The 17,967-nt window shown below is 71.0% G+C and carries 18 protein-coding genes; 14 read left to right on the top strand and 4 right to left on the bottom strand.

The window, feature by feature from the left end; all coding sequences use genetic code 11:
• Positions 1-54 precede the first annotated feature (54 nt).
• Complete coding sequence (gene argG / locus ABD830_RS16825; RefSeq protein ID WP_344988076.1) at positions 55-1,512, top strand: argininosuccinate synthase; 1,458 nt, start codon at positions 55-57, stop codon at positions 1,510-1,512.
• Between the two features lie 221 nt (positions 1,513-1,733).
• Complete coding sequence (locus ABD830_RS16830) at positions 1,734-1,970, top strand: hypothetical protein (RefSeq protein ID WP_344988078.1); 237 nt, start codon at positions 1,734-1,736, stop codon at positions 1,968-1,970.
• Between the two features lie 255 nt (positions 1,971-2,225).
• On the opposite strand, the gene ABD830_RS16835 is transcribed toward ABD830_RS16830, so the two are convergent.
• Complete coding sequence (locus tag ABD830_RS16835; RefSeq protein WP_344988080.1) at positions 2,226-3,404, bottom strand: globin domain-containing protein; 1,179 nt, start codon at positions 3,402-3,404, stop codon at positions 2,226-2,228.
• Between the two features lie 67 nt (positions 3,405-3,471).
• A complete protein-coding gene (locus ABD830_RS16840; RefSeq protein WP_344988082.1) occupies positions 3,472-3,900 on the bottom strand; it encodes an RrF2 family transcriptional regulator in 429 nt (142 codons plus the stop codon).
• Positions 3,901-4,035: 135 nt separating this feature from the next.
• Here ABD830_RS16840 and ABD830_RS16845 point away from each other — a divergent pair, with 135 nt between their 5' ends.
• From ABD830_RS16845 to ABD830_RS16895, 11 genes are all read left to right on the top strand, one after another.
• Positions 4,036-5,199 carry an acyl-CoA dehydrogenase family protein gene (locus tag ABD830_RS16845; RefSeq protein WP_344988084.1) on the top strand — a complete coding sequence of 388 codons (1,164 nt, stop codon included), beginning with the start codon at positions 4,036-4,038 and terminating at the stop codon, positions 5,197-5,199.
• Positions 5,200-5,266: 67 nt separating this feature from the next.
• A complete protein-coding gene (locus ABD830_RS16850; RefSeq protein ID WP_344988086.1) occupies positions 5,267-6,034 on the top strand; it encodes a GntR family transcriptional regulator in 768 nt (255 codons plus the stop codon).
• A 23-nt stretch (positions 6,035-6,057) separates the two neighbouring features.
• On the top strand, positions 6,058-7,344 hold the full coding sequence (locus ABD830_RS16855) for an extracellular solute-binding protein (RefSeq protein ID WP_344988088.1): 1,287 nt from the start codon (positions 6,058-6,060) through the stop codon (positions 7,342-7,344).
• Positions 7,341-8,258 (top strand): carbohydrate ABC transporter permease, encoded by a 918-nt coding sequence (locus ABD830_RS16860; protein ID WP_344988090.1) that lies wholly within the window; start codon positions 7,341-7,343, stop codon positions 8,256-8,258. Before ABD830_RS16855 ends, ABD830_RS16860 begins: the two co-directional genes overlap by 4 nt.
• The gene (locus tag ABD830_RS16865) at positions 8,255-9,043 is read left to right on the top strand and encodes a carbohydrate ABC transporter permease (RefSeq protein ID WP_344988092.1); all 789 of its coding nucleotides are present in this window, start codon (positions 8,255-8,257) and stop codon (positions 9,041-9,043) included. Before ABD830_RS16860 ends, ABD830_RS16865 begins: the two co-directional genes overlap by 4 nt.
• Positions 9,040-11,010: a GH36-type glycosyl hydrolase domain-containing protein gene (locus ABD830_RS16870; protein ID WP_344988094.1), complete on the top strand. Its 1,971-nt coding sequence runs from the start codon at positions 9,040-9,042 to the stop codon at positions 11,008-11,010. Before ABD830_RS16865 ends, ABD830_RS16870 begins: the two co-directional genes overlap by 4 nt.
• Complete coding sequence (locus ABD830_RS16875) at positions 11,007-11,915, top strand: ROK family protein (protein ID WP_344988096.1); 909 nt, start codon at positions 11,007-11,009, stop codon at positions 11,913-11,915. The genes ABD830_RS16870 and ABD830_RS16875 overlap by 4 nt, the downstream gene beginning before the upstream one ends.
• Positions 11,912-12,676 carry a sugar isomerase domain-containing protein gene (locus ABD830_RS16880; RefSeq protein ID WP_344988098.1) on the top strand — a complete coding sequence of 255 codons (765 nt, stop codon included), beginning with the start codon at positions 11,912-11,914 and terminating at the stop codon, positions 12,674-12,676. Before ABD830_RS16875 ends, ABD830_RS16880 begins: the two co-directional genes overlap by 4 nt.
• Positions 12,673-13,365 carry an SDR family NAD(P)-dependent oxidoreductase gene (locus ABD830_RS16885; protein WP_344988100.1) on the top strand — a complete coding sequence of 231 codons (693 nt, stop codon included), beginning with the start codon at positions 12,673-12,675 and terminating at the stop codon, positions 13,363-13,365. The genes ABD830_RS16880 and ABD830_RS16885 overlap by 4 nt, the downstream gene beginning before the upstream one ends.
• The gene (locus ABD830_RS16890; RefSeq protein ID WP_344988103.1) at positions 13,362-14,585 is read left to right on the top strand and encodes an FAD-dependent oxidoreductase; all 1,224 of its coding nucleotides are present in this window, start codon (positions 13,362-13,364) and stop codon (positions 14,583-14,585) included. The genes ABD830_RS16885 and ABD830_RS16890 overlap by 4 nt, the downstream gene beginning before the upstream one ends.
• Positions 14,585-15,535, top strand: a complete 951-nt coding sequence (locus ABD830_RS16895) for a phosphotriesterase family protein (protein ID WP_344988105.1) — start codon at positions 14,585-14,587, stop codon at positions 15,533-15,535. Before ABD830_RS16890 ends, ABD830_RS16895 begins: the two co-directional genes overlap by 1 nt.
• Here ABD830_RS16895 and ABD830_RS16900 read toward each other — a convergent pair.
• A complete protein-coding gene (locus tag ABD830_RS16900; RefSeq protein WP_344988107.1) occupies positions 15,515-16,501 on the bottom strand; it encodes a DUF2332 domain-containing protein in 987 nt (328 codons plus the stop codon). The two genes, ABD830_RS16895 and ABD830_RS16900, sit on opposite strands and share 21 nt — an antisense overlap.
• 235 nt (positions 16,502-16,736) lie before the next feature.
• On the opposite strand from ABD830_RS16900, the gene ABD830_RS16905 reads away from it, so the two are divergent.
• The gene (locus ABD830_RS16905; protein ID WP_344988109.1) at positions 16,737-16,898 is read left to right on the top strand and encodes a hypothetical protein; all 162 of its coding nucleotides are present in this window, start codon (positions 16,737-16,739) and stop codon (positions 16,896-16,898) included.
• 120 nt (positions 16,899-17,018) lie between these two features.
• Here the strand turns inward: ABD830_RS16905 and ABD830_RS16910 are convergent, their stop codons facing one another.
• Complete coding sequence (locus tag ABD830_RS16910) at positions 17,019-17,891, bottom strand: alpha/beta fold hydrolase (protein ID WP_344988111.1); 873 nt, start codon at positions 17,889-17,891, stop codon at positions 17,019-17,021.
• Positions 17,892-17,967 lie beyond the last annotated feature (76 nt).

Raw genomic sequence — 17,967 nt, forward strand, 5'->3', positions numbered from 1 at the left:
AGAAGCCACCCCAGCGTTGCATGGCCATGCATTGGTATGTATATACTTCTACTCGTGTCCAAGATGCTCACCTCCCTGCCTGTCGGCGAACGCGTCGGGATCGCCTTCTCCGGCGGCCTCGACACCTCGGTAGCGGTCGCGTGGATGCGCGAGAAGGGTGCGGTGCCGTGCACCTATACCGCTGACATCGGCCAGTACGACGAGCCCGACATCGGCTCGGTGCCCGGTCGCGCCAAGGCGTACGGCGCGGAGGTCGCCCGGCTGGTCGACTGCCGGGCGGCCCTCGTGGAGGAAGGGCTCGCGGCCCTGGCCTGCGGGGCGTTCCACATCCGCTCCGGCGGCCGCACCTACTTCAACACCACCCCGCTCGGGCGGGCCGTCACGGGCACCCTGCTGGTGCGCGCGATGCTCGACGACGCGGTGCAGATCTGGGGCGACGGCTCCACCTTCAAGGGCAACGACATCGAGCGGTTCTACCGTTACGGCCTGCTCGCCAACCCCTCCCTGCGGATCTACAAGCCGTGGCTGGACGCCGACTTCGTCAGCGAGCTCGGCGGCCGCAAGGAGATGTCCGAGTGGCTGCTCGCCCACGGCCTGCCCTACCGCGACAGCACGGAGAAGGCCTACTCCACCGACGCGAACATCTGGGGCGCGACCCACGAGGCCAAGGCGCTCGAGCACCTCGACGCGGGCATCGAGATCGTCGATCCGATCATGGGCGTGCGGTTCTGGGACCCCGCCGTCGAGATCGACGCCGAGGACGTCACGATCGGCTTCGAGCAAGGGCGGCCGGTCACCATCAACGGCAAGGAGTTCCCCTCCGCCGTCGACCTGGTGCTGGAGGCCAACGCCATCGGCGGCCGGCACGGCATGGGCATGTCCGACCAGATCGAGAACCGCGTCATCGAGGCCAAGAGCCGGGGCATCTACGAGGCGCCGGGCATGGCGCTGCTGCACGCGGCGTACGAGCGGCTGGTCAACGCCATCCACAACGAGGACACCCTCGCCTCCTACCACAACGAGGGCCGCAAGCTCGGCAGGCTCATGTACGAGGGCCGCTGGCTGGACCCGCAGGCGCTGATGCTGCGCGAGTCGCTGCAGCGCTGGGTCGGCGCGGCGGTCACCGGCGAGGTGACGCTGCGGCTGCGGCGCGGCGAGGACTACTCCATCCTGGAGACGTCCGGGCCGGCCTTCAGCTATCACCCGGACAAGCTCTCCATGGAGCGCACCGAGGACGCCGCGTTCGGGCCGCTCGACCGCATCGGCCAGCTGACCATGCGCAACCTCGACATCGCCGACTCCCGTGCCAAGCTGGAGCAGTACGCCAGGCTCGGCCTGGTCGGCAGCGGGCACCCGACGTTGATCGGCGCTGCTCAGGCGGCTGCCACGGGGCTGATCGGCGCGATGCCCGAGGGCGGGGCCGAGGCGATCGCCTCCCGCGGTGAGGACGTCGAAGTTCCGGACGACGACGAGCTGCTCGACCACGCCGCGATGGAGTCCGGCACCGACTGACCGGCGCGACAGAGCGCTCATCCCGGAGCGGGGCCGTTCCGGGATGAGCGCGAGCGTGGAGGCGACGGGGTCGAGCTCGTCGTCGACGACCTTCTCCCGCACCACGGCGCCCGGCTCGGCGTGCAGGACGACGAGTGTTACCTCGGTGGAGCTGGCTAGGGTACTGATCATGGCTGATGATCTGCATAGTGAGCCATCCCTGGGGAATGAGAACTTGGCCCGTGGGCAAGCCGATGAGAGGCTACGACTCCATGAACGGAGTGGCCACGATGGCGGTGGACGGCCGCCCTCACGCCATCACCGCCGGCGTTTCGGTAGCCCAAGTCTGGGACCTGATCACCCGTGAGCAGGTAGGCCGGGAGCTGATATTTCCCTCGGGGATCGGTGCACTGGCTGTGGCATCGGATGACCGCTTGGTGGTGGGCGGCGGCGAACTCGTTGTACTGACTCGCCGCTGACCGCATCCCGATCGACCTGCGGCTCGAACACGGCTCCGCGATGATCGCCCTGCCGCCCGGCGCCGCCGCGAACGCCGACAGAGTGCGTACCGGATGGGGCAGGGTGACGTGGACGCGGCGGGCCGGGCGCGCCCCAGCGCACTGCATATGAACGTCACCGACCGGATCACCTACGGCCGCTTGCGGATCCGGAACTCGCGCAGCCGATGAGGGCGTCGATGTCCTTGGCCTGGGAGTGTGAAAGGACGGGAAAAGTCAGTCCCGACCGAGCCACAGGTCGGGGCCGAACACCTCGTAGTGGATGTCGGAGCCTGGTACGCCGCGCCGGAGCAGCTGGGACCGGAGGCCGCGCATGAACGGCAGCGGCCCGCAGAGGTAGGCCACCGTCCGGGCGGGCAGGTCGATCTCGCTCAGGTCGACGAGGCCGGTACGGGGAGCCGGCCGGCAGTCGCAGTCGCACGACTCCTCGTACCAACGGTGCAGGACGCCGCGGGGCAGCGCGTCGACCAGCCGGGTGAGCTCCTCGCGGTGGGCGTGGTCGGCCGCGGTGCGGTCGGCGTGGACGACGGTGACCTGACGCGTGGACCGCGTGGCCACGAGGTGGTCGACCATGGACAGGATGGGCGTGACGCCGATGCCGGCCGAGGCCAGCAGCAAGGGCGTGTCACCTGGGGACAGGGTCAGGTCACCGAACGGCCTGGAGATCGTCAGCTGGTCGCCTTCCCGGAGATTGGCGTGCAACCAGTTCGACACCTCGCCCTCCGGGTCGTCGCCCCCGCCTGCGCGCTTGACGGTGATCCGCAGGTCGCCTCGTTCGGGGGAACGGGAGAGGCTGTACTGCCGGATCTGGCGGGCGCCGTCGGGGAGCGTGACCGCGACGCTGATGTACTGGCCGGGCCTGAAGGGCAGCATGACCGGCGGCCTGAGGGTGACGGAGATCGTCTCGGCGCTTTCGGCGCGCCGGCTCAGCACCGTGGCCACGGTCCAGTGGTCACCCGGTTCGCCGAGGTCGGTCTCCAGAGCGATGAGCGCGTCCGCCATCAGCTGGTAGACCTCGTCCCAGGCGCTGGCCACCTCCGGAGTGACGGCCTCGCCGAGTACGTCGACGATGGCGGCGAAGAGGTACTTGCGGACGATCTCGTACTGATCGGGGGTGACGCCGAGCGAGGCGTGCTTGTTGGCGATCCTGGAGAGCATGGCCTCCGGCCGTTCGCCGGGGCGTTCCACCAGGAGGCCGGCGAAGGCGGCGATCGATCCGGCGAGCGCGCTGCGTTGTTCGCCGTTGGCCTGGTTGCCGCGGTTGAACAGGTTCCTCTGGAGCTCGGGATGCTCGGCGAACATCGTGGCGTAGAAACGTGCGGCGATGTCCTCGATGGCGCCGCCGATCACGGGCAAGCTGGCTCGGACGACCGCCGCCGACTCTGGAGAGAGCATGAGCCTCCTTAATCAGTAAATGATCTTCATATTTGAAGAGCAAGGGAAACCGGATGGCCGCAGCTGCTCATTTGAGGCCGAGCAGGACCGGGCCGGTCGGTGAGGCGACCAGATCGGCCACGGTGAGCGGGTCGAGCGAGGCGTAGAAGGCCGACTGCGCGGCGCGCAGCGCGCCGCGCAGTCGGCAGGCCGCACGCAGCGGGCACGGGGTCTCCCCCTCACACGTCACGATCTCCTCCTCGCCCTCCAGCTCACGGACCAGCCAGCCGAGCGAGGCCGCCCGTCCCAGGGCGGTCAGCTCCAGGCCCCCTCCGTGGCCTCGGCGCGCCTCCACCACCCCGAGCTGCCGGAGCCGGGCAATGGCCTTGGCCGTGTGGGTGTAGGGGATGGACATCGCCTCGGCCACCTGTCGGGTGGTGAGCGTGGCACCCTGCTCCAGGACCGCCAGGCGCATGACGGCGCGGAGCGACAGATCCGTGAACTTCGTCAGTCGCACGCCACGATGCTAACAAATTTGATTATCATCTACCAATTAAGGATATTCCGGTCCCGTCATCGGTTCTGGACAAGGCGGTACTTACGTGATCTGACGGAGTTAGAGCGCCGACGATCAGAACAGGAGCACCTGGACATGAGCGACACGCTGCGACTCCACACCGCCGGCACGACCCTGTTGGAGCGGGCCCGCGGCCTGCGCCCGCTGATCGAGCGCGAGGCGGACGCGGCCGAGGCGCAGGGCAGGCTCACCGCTGCCGTCGTGGACGCCCTGCACGAGGCAGGAATCTTCGGCATCTGGGTTCCCGTGCCGCTCGGCGGCTCCGAGCTCTCCCCCCGGGAGCTCATCGCCGTCTTCGAGGAGCTCTCGTACGCCGACCCCTCGACGGGCTGGGTGGTCATGGCCACCACCCTGGAGAACGGCACGGCCGGCGCCTACCTGGACGACGACGCCGTCGAGCGGATCTTCGCGGGCGCGCGGACGCCGCTCATCGCGGGCCAGGGCACCCGGCCGGGCACCGCCGTACGCGAGGACGGCGGCTTCCGCCTGAGCGGGCAGTGGAGCTTCGCCTCCGGCATGCTGCACGCCCAGTACGCCCACAGCCTGGGCGCCATCGAGGGCACCGACGAGGTCCGGATCTTCATCACCCCGGTAGCGGACGTCAAGATGCTCGGCAACTGGGACGTCCTGGGCCTGCGCGCGACGGGCAGCATCGACTATGTCATCGAGGACGCCTTCGTACCGGAGTCGCAGACGCACGTCTTCGACCAGGACGAGCCGTTGCGCGGCGGCGCGATCTTCCGGCTCGGCCTGGTCGACCAGGCGCTGATCTGCCACTCCGCCTGGGCGCTCGGCGTCGGCCGCCGGCTGCTCGACGAGCTGGCCGGCTACGTCGTGGCGCGGACCGGGCGGCCCGGCCAGATCGCCGGCAGCGACGCCTTCCACGCCGACTTCGCCCGCGCCGAGGCGACGTTCCGCGCGGCGAAGGCTCTGGTGCACGAGACGTGGGACGACGTGGAACGCACCCTGGACGCGGGCCGCCACCTCGACGTGCGCCAGGACACGATGGTGCGGCTCTCTCTCAACCACGTCACGTGGACGGTCGCCGAGGTGGCCCGGTTCGTCTACGCGTCGGGCGGCACGACGGCCGTGCGCGACGGGCTGATCCAGCGGCTGTTCAGGGACGTTCACACCGGCACCGCGCACATCACCTCGAGCCCGCTGGCGCTCCAGGCGTGCGGCCGCGAGCTGGCGGGCCTGGCTCCGGGGCAGTCCTGGGCGCTCATGGCCCTGGAGTGATCCACTATTGACACTTTCCCGCCGAGCGGAAAAGATACGGTCGTCCGTACAACTTAGGCGGGGATGGATGACCGACTGGGAACACAGGCTCGCGCTCGACCCGTCCGCCGCGGTGCCGCTCTACTACCAGCTGCGCGAGCGGCTGCGGGCGGCGATCCGCGACTGCGAGCCCGACACGATGATCCCCGCCGAGAAGGACCTCATGGCCTACGCGGGGGTGAGCAGGGCGACGGCCCGCCGGGCGATCGGCGACCTGGTGCAGGAGGGCCTGCTGGTGGCCCGGCAAGGGAGCGGGACCTACACCGCGCCGCTGGCTGTGGCCCCCGAGCTGGGCTCGCGGCCGGTCGGGTTCACCGAGACGATGGCGCGGCTGGGCCGCAAGCCCACGACGCAGCTGCTCAGAGCCGGTCTCCAGCACGCCGGGCCCGACGTCGCCGTCGCGCTCGGCGTGCGGGAGCGCCAGGAGGTCGTCTTCGTCGAGCGGCTGCGCCTGCTCGAAGGCGTGCCGTGCATGCTGGAGAGCGCCCACCTGCCCGTCGAGCTGGTCCCCGGCATCCTCGACGAGGATCTCACCGGCTCCCTGTACGACCTGCTGCGCACCAAGTACGGCCTGACCCCCGCGAGCGGCCGGGAGACGATCGGCGCGGTCAACGCCGACTACCGGCTCGCCGAGCTGCTGCGCGTCCCCATGGCCGCGGCCCTGCTCGCCACCGCGCGCAGCACGTGCACCGAGAGCGGGATCGCGCTCGAATACACCATCCGCCACGCTCGCGGCGACCTCACCGTGTTCTCCGTGGAGCTCAACGACGCCAAGAACGCGCTGATGGGCCAGTAGCCCCCATAACCGGGAGGTCGCGCATGACCAGGTTGTCCCGCCGTGCCCTGCTCAGAACCGCCACACTCGCGACGGCATCCGGCCTGCTCGCCGCCTGCGGCTCGGACCCGGCCCCCGCGGTCCCCGCCGACGGGGTGCCGCGGGGGAAGCTCTCCGTCTGGCTGCACCAGACCAAGGCGTACGACAAGGTGTTCAACCCGCTGCTGCACAGCTACGTCCAGGAGTTCGGCGGCGTGGACGTCACTCCCCTGTACGTGCCGGTCGACAAGCTCGACGCCAAGCTGCTGACCGCGTTCGCCGGCGACGTCCCGCCCGACCTGTTCAAGATCGGCGGCTGGACCGTCCCCGGCCACGCGCGCAAGGGCAGGCTGGCCCCGATCATGCCGAAGGCCATGGGCGTGGCCGACGAGAAGGCGCTGGTGCAGAAGTACGACGAGCATGCGATCGGCTCGCTGTCGTACGACGGCAAACTGTACGGCGTCCCCATCGACTACACGATCTGCTACCTCTACTACCGCAGGGACAGGTTCGCAGAGGCCGGGCTCGATCCGGACAAGCCGCCCACCACCTGGGAGGAGGTCGCCGAGTACAGCAAGCGGCTGACCTCGGCCGACGGCAAGAAGGTGGGCCTGCAGTGGATCCTGGGCAATCCGCAGTGGACGCTCATGCAGCTGCTCGCCCTGGTCAAGGGCAAGGGCGGCACGATACTCAGCCCCGACGCCGCCAAGGCCACCCTCGCCACGGACCCCGGGATCGAGGCGCTGCGCTACTACGGCGGGCTGGGCAACCCCAAGCTGTCGAACCCGTTATCCGGTTTCGGGCTGTTCGCCACCGGTGAGGCGGCCATGCTGGTGTCCGGGCTGTTCGCGATGGACCTGTTCCCGACGCTGAACCCCAAGCTCACGTTCGGCAAGGTCTTCGACATCGCGCCGATGCCCCGCTGGGAGTCGGGCCCGCCCGTCGCGCCCGCCTACACCTGGGGCTGGGCGGTCGCCAAGAAGTCACGGCTCCAGTACACCGCCTGGCACTTCATCGACTACCTCCAGCGCGAGGACGTCGCCGCCACGCAGCTCAAGGACGCCAGCCTGCTCACGCCGGTCAAGGGCTGGGAGAAGCTGCCCGGAGCCGACCAGAAGGCCATCGAGATCATGGCCGACTCGGCCCCCCACGCCGACTTCGGCCCGCAGACACCGGTCTGGAACGAGATGGCCAAGGCGCTGACCGACGCCGCCGACGCGGTGGCGTTCGGCAAGAAGACGCCCGAGCAGGCCGCGGCCGACTTCGACCAGGCGATGCGGATCGCCCTATGACGCTGTCGCTGGAGATCGCGCCGCGCGTCGCCCGGGTGTCGGGCAAGGGGCAGCGGTGGGCGGAGGCACGCACCGGCGGCCTGCTGGCGCTCCCGGCCGCCCTGTACTTCCTGGTCTTCTGGCTCGTGCCGTTCGTCTCGGCCGTCTACCTCAGCTTCACCAGCTACGACCTGGCCGGGACGCCGGAGTGGACGGGCCTCGCGAACTACCGCAGGATGCTGGCCGACCCCGGCTTCTGGAACTCGGCGAAGGTCACCGCCGTCTACACCGTCGCGTCCGTGGTCCCGTCGATCGTGTTGGGCCTGGCGCTGGCCGTGCCGCTGAGCAAGCCGGGCCGCTACAACGCCTTTCTCCGCGCGCTGATCATGATTCCGGCCGCGATGCCGCTGGTGGCCTCCTCGATGACCTGGTCGGTGATCTTCGCCGACAAGGGTCTGGCGAACACGCTGATCGGGCTGGCCGGCGCCGAGCCGAAGCCGTGGCTCACCGACGAGGGGCTCGCGCTCTGGGCCCTGGTGATCATGACCACGTGGAAGCACCTCGGCCTGTTCGTGATCATCCTGACCGCGGGCCTCCAGGGGCTGCCGCCGGCCGTCTTCGAGGCCGCCGCGCTCGACGGTGCGGGACCTGTACGGATCTTCTCCCGCATCACGCTGCCGCTGCTGCGCCGCACGCTGCTGTTCGTGCTGGTCATCGCGGTGGTCGGGGCCATGCAGTCGTTCGTGCCCGCCTTCCTGCTGACCAAGGGCGGCCCGGCGGGCGCGACGGAGGTGCTGCCGCTCTACCTGTGGGCGACCGGCTTCACCTTCGAGCGCATGGGCTACGCGTCGGCGATCGCGATGGTGCTGCTCGTGGCCATGCTGGCGCTCTCGCTCGCGCAGTTCCGCGTGCTGCGGGGAGGCGATGACGCATGAAGGTCGTGCTCACGCTGGTCGTGGCGGTGATGCTGCTGCCGGTGTACGCGATGATCGCCGTCTCCTCGGCCTCGGACGCGAACGACCTGGGCGGGCTGACGTTCGACGTCTCCCAGCTGGGCGCACACGTGGCGCAGCTGTTCGGCCAGGGCGGCTTCCCGCTCTACCTGCGCAACAGCCTGGTCCTCGCGCTCGGCGTCGCGGTGCTCGAGGTGATCCTGTCCGGCGCCGCCGGGTACGCGCTCGCGCAGCTCCGCTTCCCCGGCAGCCGCGCGCTGTTCGCGGTGATCGTGGGGACGCTGTCGTTGTCACCGATCGTGGTGCTGGTGCCGATGTACCTCGTCGTCAAGGCGCTGGGCTGGATCGACACCTTCCAGGGCATGATCGTGCCGTTCATGATGAGCGCCTTCGGAGTGTTCCTGGTCCGCCAGTTCGCCCTGGCGCTGCCGCGCGAGCTGCTGCTGTCGGCGCGGGTGGACGGGGCGGGCGAGCTGCGCATCTTCGCCCGCATCGGGGTCCCCCTGCTGCGGCCCGCGCTGCTGACGCTCTTCCTGCTGCAGTTCCTCGCGCAGTGGGACAGCCTGCTCTGGCCGCTCATCGTGGCCAACGATCCCGGGCTGTGGCCGCTGCCCGTGGGGCTGTCGCAGCTCCAGACCGAGTACGACTTCAGCATCGGCCTGGTCAGCACCGCCGCGCTGATCACGGCGGTGCCCCCGCTGGCGCTGATGTTCCTGCTGCAGCGCTACTACGTCGCGGGGCTGACGCTGGGAGGGTTGCGGAAATGAGCTCGTTCGGGAAGTGGACGACGGCGTACGGGCTGCCCGCGTTCGCGTACACGGCGGACCAGGAGCGGGACCCGCGCGCCGAGTGGGACCCCGTGCTCGACCCGCCCACGCGGCGGCACTTCGCGCACGTGGGCAACCGGCGGATCACGCTGGTGTCGGACAACTACGGGCTGAGCGACCTGTTCGACGAGCACACGGGCCTGCTGTGGCTCACCCGGGGAACCGGCGTGACCAGGGTCGGCGGACTTTCCACTGATATTTCGGGATCTGAGCGGATTTTCGGGCCGACCTTCGCCGTCGTCCGGGTGGCCGACGAGCAGGTGGCTCTGGAGCGCACGGTCCTCTGCCCGGAGGGCGAGCAGCCGTGGGTGCTGGTCCGGCTGCGGGTGCGCAACCTGCTCGATTCGCCCGTACGGCTGGAGCTGACCGAGGAATGGGCGGCCAGGCCGGCCAGGATCGAGCTCATCACCGGCGCCGTGGACACGGACGATCCCGGGCTCGAGCTGGAGTTGCTGGGCGGGGCCAGGACGCGGTCCGGACGGTTGCGGGTGCCGCTGGAGCTGGAGGCGGGTGAGGAGCGGGTGCTGGACTTCCGCCACGGCCTGCTCGACTCCGGGAGCGCGTCGTTGGAGGGCAGCCTGGAAGCGCTGCGTGCCCGGCTGCCCAGTGCGTCCGCCGCGCGCGCTCCGGAGGCCGAGCGGGAGATCCCCTGGCACGCCGCCCTGCTCACCGGCGCGGCCTGCGCCGACGGCGTGCTCGGCGGGCACACGCTCGACCAGGGCTCCTGCTACTCCTTCAGGCACGGGTTCAACGGCGCCGCCCGCGACCCGCTCCAGCACGCCCTCCCCCTCGTCCACATCGAGCCCGACCTGGCGCTGTCCGTGTTGCGCAACACGTGCGCATGGGGCGGACCCGACGGCGACCTGCCCTATGCGCTCGGACCGGGCAAGCAGCCCTGGACCGACCTGTTCCGCCCGTCGGACCAGAACCTGTGGGCCTTGTGGCTGGCCGCCGAGTACCTGAGCGCGACGGGCGACGAGGCCGCCTTCCGCGCGAAGGTGCCGTACCACCCGATCCACGGGGCTCCCGAGGTGCCGCTGCAGGAGAACCTGCGCAGGCAGTTCAGGTTCCTCACCGACACGGTCGGACGGGGCGAGCACGGACACCTCCGCATACTCAACGCCGACTGGAACGACATGGCCATCACCGAGAGCGGCGTGCCCCGCGAGGTGATGATCACCCAGGGCGAGTCCGTCCTGAACTCCGCCATGGCCGCCTGGGTCCTGCCGCGCTACGCGACGCTGGCCGAGCGGCTCGGCGACGCAGCGACCGCCGCCGAGGCCCGCAAGCTGGGCGAGGAGCTGCGCGAGCTGGTCGCGGGCGAGTGGAACGGGCGCTGGTACCGCCGCGCGTACGGCCCGGGAGCGGTCGTCGGTGACGACGATCTGTGGCTGGAGGTGCAGCCTTGGGCCGTTCTGTGCGGGGCCGCCCCACCTGAGCGGGCCGTGGAGCTGCTGCGCACGATCGAGCGCACCGCCGCCGCCGATTCCCCGTTGGGCGCCCGGCTGCGCTGGCCCGCGCGCGACGCGTACGGGCCCGGCGGGGTCGGCACGATCTGGTACGCGGTCAACATGACGCTCGTCTGGGCCGCCGCCGAGCACCTTCCCGAGCTGGCCTGGGACTGGTGGCGGCGGATGACGCTGGCCGCGCACACGGAGGCGTACCCGGACGTCTGGGAGGGCACGCTGTCGGGCCCCGACGCGTATCTTGCGCCCGAGACGGGCCGTCCCGGGCGGACGTGGGACCTCGCCGACGTGGGGGTCGCCATGCAGGCGTACCCGGTCGCGAACCTGCACAGCCACTCCCAGCCGCTGCTGGCCTACCTGCGGCTGCTCGGGGTCGAGCCGTTCCGGCGGCCGCGCGGCGGCGCGCGCTTCGCCTCCCGGGTGCTGGAGGTCGGGCCGTGACCCGGCTCGGGATCGACGTCGGCGGCACCCGTACCAAATGGGTGGCGCTGGAGGGGGACGCGGTCGTCGGCTCGGGCACCGTTCCCACGCCGCCCAGCCCGGACGAGACGGTGGAGCTCGCGGCCCGGCTGGCTTCGGAGCTGGCTCCGGACGCCGAGTCCATCGGGATCGGTCTCCCGGGGCACGTGGACCGCGCCACCGGAACCGCCTTGTTCGTCCCGAATCCGCCGGGCGACTGGGGCGGCTATCCGCTGGGCGCCCGGCTGGGGGCGCTGGCCGGGCTCCCGGTCTCCGTCGTGAACGACGCCCGCGCGTTCGCGCTCGCCGAGCTGGAGCTGGGCGCCGCCCGCGGGCTGGCCGACGTGCTGTTCGCCGTGCTCGGCACCGGCGTGGGCGGGGCCGTGGCGCTGGGCGGAGCCGTTCTGGTCGGGCCGCGCGACAACCTCGGCGAGATCGGGCACGTCACGGTCGCCCCCTGGGGGCAGGCCTGCTGCTGCGGCAACAGGGGCTGCGTGGAGACGTTCGCGGCGGGGCCCGGCATCGTGCGGGGCTTCTCCTCGGGAGCCACGGCGAAGGTCCCGGCGCAGAAGGTCCCGGCGCAGCAGCTCACGGCGGAGGAGGTCGCCGAGGCGGCCAGGGCGGGTGACGGGCGGGCGGCCAAGGTGTTCGAGCGGGCCGGATGGGCGCTCGGCGTGGCGCTGGGCGACGCGGCCTCGGTCTTCGGCGTCGGCTCGGTGGTCGTGGGCGGCGGCGTCTCCGGCGCGCTCGACCTCATGCGATCCGCCCTGGATGCCCAGCTTGCACGGAGACGACCGCTGATCGGCGACATCGCGGTGCTGCCCGCCGTACTCGGCCCGCTGGCGGGGGCGATCGGCGCCGCACTTTACGGGAGGAGATCTGGATGAAGTGGATAAACCGCGCCATGGAGCTGCTCGGTGCGATCGAACGGACACAGGAGGAGGCTCTTGCCGAAGCCGCTCGCATCGCCTCCAAGGCCATCCTCGGCGGCGGAGTGGTGCACACGTTCGGCACCGGGCATTCGCGGATGGGTGTGGAGGAGATGTTCCCCCGGTACGGCTCCTACCCCGGCTTCCATCCCATCGTCGAGCTGTCCACGACGTTCTACACCCAGGTGGCCGGCGCGAACGGGATGCGGCAGGCCATGTTCATCGAACGCGTCGAAGGGCTGGCCGACGCCATCCTCGCCAACTACGAGCTGCGGCCGAGCGACGCGGCGATCGTGTTCAGCGTCAGTGGGCTCAACGCCGTGCCCATCGAGATGGCGATGGGCCTGCGCAAGGCGGGCCTGCCCGTCGTGGTCGTGACCTCGATGAACGAGACCACGGCCGTCGAGCCGCACCATCCCAGCGGGACCCGGCTCGCCGACCACGCCGACGTGGTGGTCGACCTGTGCACGCCGGTGGGCGACGCGCTCTGCCAGGTCGAGGGGCTGGCCGAGCCGGTGGGGCCAGGCAGCACGCTGGCGGCCGTCTCCGTGGTCAACGAGATCAAGGTCCGCACGGCCGAGCTGCTCGTCGCGGGCGGCTGGACGCCGCCGGTCATCTCCAGCGCCAAGCTCGTCGGCGGCCCCCGCTCCGAGGAGCTGTTCGAGGCCGCCTACCTCGAACACGCCCGCCGTGCCGCCGCCGCGCTCAGGAAGCCATGAGCGCGGTGCTGGTGGCCGGAGCGGACGGCGGCATCGGCCGCGCCTGCGTGGAGGCGGTCGAGGCCTCCGGCACGAGCGCGTACGGCGTGGACCTCTCCGGCGGCATCGACATCACCACACCGGGCGGGGCCGAGAAGGCCCTGGCCGAGGCGCAGGCCCGGCACGGCCGGATCGCCGGCGTCGTCCACGCGGTCGGCATGTCCGGCAGGCGGCTCGGGGACGGCGGCGTGGCCGAGTGCACGGACGAGGCCTGGCACGAGGTGCACCGGGTCAACCACGAGTCGGTGTTCCGGCTGCTGCGCGCGGCGATCCCCGCGCTGCCCGAGGGCGGGTCGATCGTGGTGATCGGCTCGGCGCTCGGCACGTCGATCGACGACGACTTCCGCACGGTGGCCTACGCCTCGGCCAAGGGCGCGCTGATCCCGCTGATCAGGACCGCCGCCCGCGAGGCCGCGCCGCGCGGCGTGCGGGTCAACCTGGTCTCGGCCGGTCTCGTGGCCACGCCGATGAGCCTTCGAGCGCGTACGTCCGCTTCCGTCCAGGCCAGGCTGCCATCGCTGATGCCGCTCGGCGCGTCGCCCTGCCGGCCTGAGGAGATCGCGCAGACCGTGCTCTGGCTGCTGTCCCCGCAGTCGGGGCGCACCACGGGCGCGGTCATTCCCGTCGACGGAGGGTGGCATCTGCGGTGAACGTCCTGTGGGAAGGCGACGTGGTCGTCGCGGGCGGCGGCAGCGCCGGCTGCGCGGCGGCCGTCGCGGCGGTGCGTGCCGGCGCGAAATGCCTGCTGGTGGAGCCGGCGGGCTTCCTCGGCGGCACCGGCGCCGCCGTGCTCGACACGTTCTACGGCTTCTACGCCCCCGGCCCGGTCTCGCGGAGGGTGGTCGGCGGGATCGGCTGGGAGGTGTGCGAACGGCTCTTCTCCGCCGGAGCCGCCTTCGAGCGGCCCAACACGTACGGTGCCGGCACCGGCGTCACGTACGAGCCGGAGGAGCTCAAGCTCGTGTGGGACTCGCTCACCGCGGACGCGGACGTGCTGCTGCACGCGAGGGTGTGCGAGTACGTGCCGGGCGCCGGGGTCGAGGTGGAGACCGTGGCGGGCCGGTTCCTGGTCAAGGCCCCGGTGGTCGTGGACGCGACGGGCGACGGCGAGGTGGCGTGGCGGGCCGGGGCCATGCTGGAGCGCCCCGGCATGCGGTCGCAGCCGATGACGGCCACGTTCCGGCTGGGCGGGGTGGATCTGTCGGCCACCAGCACGGCGGAGCTGCACGCGCTGATGGCCGACGCCGACCTGCCCAGGCGGGAGGGCTCGGTACACAGGACCGTCAACGACGGGATCGTGCACACCAATCTGACCCGGGTGAGCGGGCTCGACCCGACCGACCCGTTCGAGCTGTCGCGTGCCGAGCGCGAGGGACGTGCGCAGGTGAGCGAGTACGTCCGCTTCCTGCGCTCCAAGGTGCCCGGGTACGAGTCGGCGGTGCTGCTGAGCACGTCCGTGCGGATCGGCGTGCGGGAGTCGCGGCGGCTCGTCGGGCAATATGTCCTGACTTCTGATGATGTGTTGGCCGGGAGGGATTTTCCCGACACGATCGCCCGGTGCGGCGCGCCCATCGAGGACCACGCCGCGGGGTCGGCCACCCGGTGGGAGTACGTGCGCGACTTCGGAACCTACGGGATCCCGTACCGGTGCCTGCTGCCGGTCGAGGTCGGCGGGCTGATCGTCGCGGGGCGGTGCCTGTCGGCCACGCACGACGCGCACGCCTCGGCCCGGTCGATGGGGCAGTGCATGGCGATGGGGCAGGCGGCCGGGGCTGCCGCGGCGCTGGCCGTACAGACCGGCGTGGAGCCGGCGGCGGTGGACGTAGAGCTGCTGCGCGCCCGGCTGCGCGAGGAAGGAGCGCTGCTGTGATGTTCCGTACGGTTCTGGGGGACGTCGAGGAGATCGGCGTCACCTATGCGCATGAGCACCTCTTCATGACCGGTGACTGGCCCGTCCGCAACGAACCCGACTACCGGCTGGACTCCCTGGACGCGGCCGTCACCGAGGTGGCGGCCGCCCAGCGGCTCGGGCTGTCGGCGGTGGTCGAGATGACGCCGCTGGGCTTCGGCCGCAGCCCGTCGCTGATGAAGGCGCTGGCCGAGCGCACCGGGCTGCACGTGATCGCGGTGACCGGCTTCCACAAGAGCACGTACTACAGCGACGCGCACTGGCTGCACCGCTACTCCCCCGACGAGATCACCGAGCTGCTGGTGGCCGAGATCGAGCTCGGTATGGACGAGTACGGGCTGGTCGGTCCCCTGGTACGGCGGTCGTCGGCCCGCGCAGGAGCCATCAAGATCGCGACCGCGTACCACGCGTTCGGGCGCGGCGTGGAGCGGCTGGTGGCCGCCGTGGCAGCCGCCGCTGTCCGCACCGGCGTGCCGGTCGTCACCCATTGCGACAAGGGCACGATGGGGCACGAGCTGCTGGACGCGCTGTCGGCCTGCGGCGTGGCGGCCGATCGGGTGGTGCTCGGGCACATCGACCACAACCCCGACGCCGGATATCTCACCTCATTGGCGGAGAGAGGGGCGTACCTGGCCTTCGACCGGCCGGGGCGGATCAAGTACGGTCCGGACAGCGACATCGTCGCGCTCGTCGCCGAACTGGCCGGACGCGGGCTGGGGCATCGGCTGCTGTTCGGGATGGACCTGGCCCGGCGCTCGTACTGGCCCGGGCTGGGCGGCGGGCCGGGGCTGACGTACCTGCTGGAGCGGTTCGTGCCGCGGCTGGAGGCGGCGGGGCTCGGCGAGACGGCCAAGTCGGCGCTGACCGCCAACCCGCACGCCGCCTTCGCGCTACGGCCGCCCCGCCGCTGATTTGTACGGACGACCGAACCATTCCAGGGATTGACCATGGGGTGCTGAGAAGGCCAGCGGCCGGCCGTCCAGGGCCACGACGCAGACCAGGCGGTCATCAGGCGCCTGCCGGGGAAGGCCGCGGTCCACGGACGGCAGGACGCCGACCGCCTCGTTGGAGACCCAGCGGCAGGGCAGGCGCCGCATCTTCGCGGCGAACGCCTCCCGCTCCTCGACGGACAGGTAGGCCAGGACAGCGGTGTGGAAGACCACCGGCGTCGCGTTCGCGGGGGCCTGCGCGACCAGGTCCTCGATCACCCCGTTGAGGTCCCCGTGTACCAGCTGCGGCGGCTCCTCCCGGGCGACGCTGACGGCGCCCCGCAGCCGCGGCAGCCGCTCGTGCTGCTCCGGCCAGACCAGGCACTCCAGCCATCGCACGTCCTCCGCGCTGCGCACATCGAGAGGATTGAGGTCCACGCCGGCCCGCCAGACCACCCTGGGCACCTCGGCGGGCAGCGGAACCGGCCCGTCCTCGCGGCACTCGAGCACGACCGGACTGTCGGCGGGCCCGACCACGTGCCCGCCGCCATAGCGGTACCGGTAGCGGTCCGGATACAGGCACAATCCGGCCGACGCACCGACCTCGATCAGCGCCAGGGGCTGCGGCAGGGCGGCGAGGACCGGCAGCAGCACGGCGCACCGGCCCGGCTCGTTCGTCTGGGTACGACGCTCGGCCATGGCCTGCCGCACCCGGGGCCACTCGGCCGACGTCCACGTACGGAACGCCTGGTAGTCCGCGACCGGGCCGCCGAGGAAGCGCACCACCCCGAACAGCAGGTTCGGCTGCCGCTTCGGCTCGGGCAGCTGCTCGATCAGGGCCAGCAGCTCGGCGTCCTCGGCGATCCGGCCGGCCAGCAGGTCGTAGGTCGCGGATTGCCCGCGTGCCTCCATGGCCCCGAAGCTCCTGTACCACTCCGCAGTGCTCATCGTCTCCTCCTCGTGCCTGGTCGAAGGGGTGATCGGCCTTGCCATGGTGCGCGAACTCGACAGCGATGGACAGCCCGTTTCCCTGGCTATCTGGGTGGAGCGGGTGCGCTCCTCGGCTGAGCGTAGTGTGAAAGTTGGTGGGGCGGTCAGGGAAGTTGCGCCCCGTCGGTAGCCCGCATCACCGTGACCATGCAGCGGTCGGGCATCCCTGCCGCATCTCATCTGGAGAGCCGGGATGCGTGCCATCGTCATCGAGAAATTCGGCGGACCGGACTGTCTGATCTACACCGAACTGCCCGACCCCGAGCCCCTCGCCGGTCATGTCGTCATCGCCATCAAGGCGTTCGGCATCAACCACGCCGAAATGCACATGCGCCGGGGGAGGCGCATCGTCTGATGGAGGCCAACCAGGCCAGGGGCAAGATGGTAGTCGTCAACGCCTGAACGGCAGCGGGCGCGGGTTCGAGCGCCCATGATCGCCGCGTTCAGCGTCGCCGGCGGGTCGCGTCCGCGTACGTCAGCGTGCGTCCGGTAGCCGGCCCATGAAGCCGCGGATCAGTTCGGCGACCTCGTCACCAGCACTCTCCAGCAGGAAGTGTCCGCCGTCGAGAAGGTGGATCTCGGCGTTCGGGACGTCCTGGGCGAAGGCGCGGGCGCCGTCGGGGCCGAAGATCTCATCGCCCCTGCCCCACACCACGAGGACCGGCGGCTGGTTGCTGCGCAGGTACTCGTGCAGTGCCGGGTACAGCGGCGGATTGGTCGCGTAGTCGCGGAACAGCGCGAGCTGGATCGCGTCGTTGCCCGGCCGGGACAGCAGCGCGATGTCGTGGTGCCAGGTGTCCGGGCTGACCAGACTCTCGTCCGGGACGCCGGTGAGGTACTGCCATCTGATGGCCTCGAGGGTGAGCGCGCCGCGGATCTTGCTCTCGGCCTCGGGCGTCTGCTCACGCTGGTAGTCCCGTACGGCCTTCCAGAAGCTTTCCACGAAGCCGGCGTCGTAGCCGTTGCCGCTCTGCGTGATGATCGCGGTGATCGCCTTCGGGTCGGCCAGCGCCAGCCGCCAGCCGATCGGGGCGCCGTAGTCCTGGACGTACATGGCGTAGCGCGTCACGCCCAGTTGCTGGAGCAGCCCGGCCGTCAGGTCGGCCAGGGCATCGAAGGTGTAGTCGAACTCGTCTGCCGGCGGCGCGGCGGACAACCCGAACCCGAGGTGATCCGGAGCGATCACGTGATAGCGATCGGCCAGCGCGGGGATCAGGTTACGGAACATGAACGAGCTGGTCGGGAAGCCGTGCAGGAGCACGATCGCCGGAGCGTCGGCCGGACCGGCCTCCCGGTAGAACAGCCGCTGACCTTGCACGGTCGAGTAACGGTGGTGAACGGCAGCCATACCTAACCTCCATAAGCAGTTTGATGGTTATGCCTAGGGGCGGCATGGGCTGTCCGCGCACGGCCGGCCTGCCTCT

The sequence above is a fragment of the Nonomuraea helvata genome (genome assembly GCF_039535785.1).
GTDB lineage: Bacteria > Actinomycetota > Actinomycetes > Streptosporangiales > Streptosporangiaceae > Nonomuraea > Nonomuraea helvata.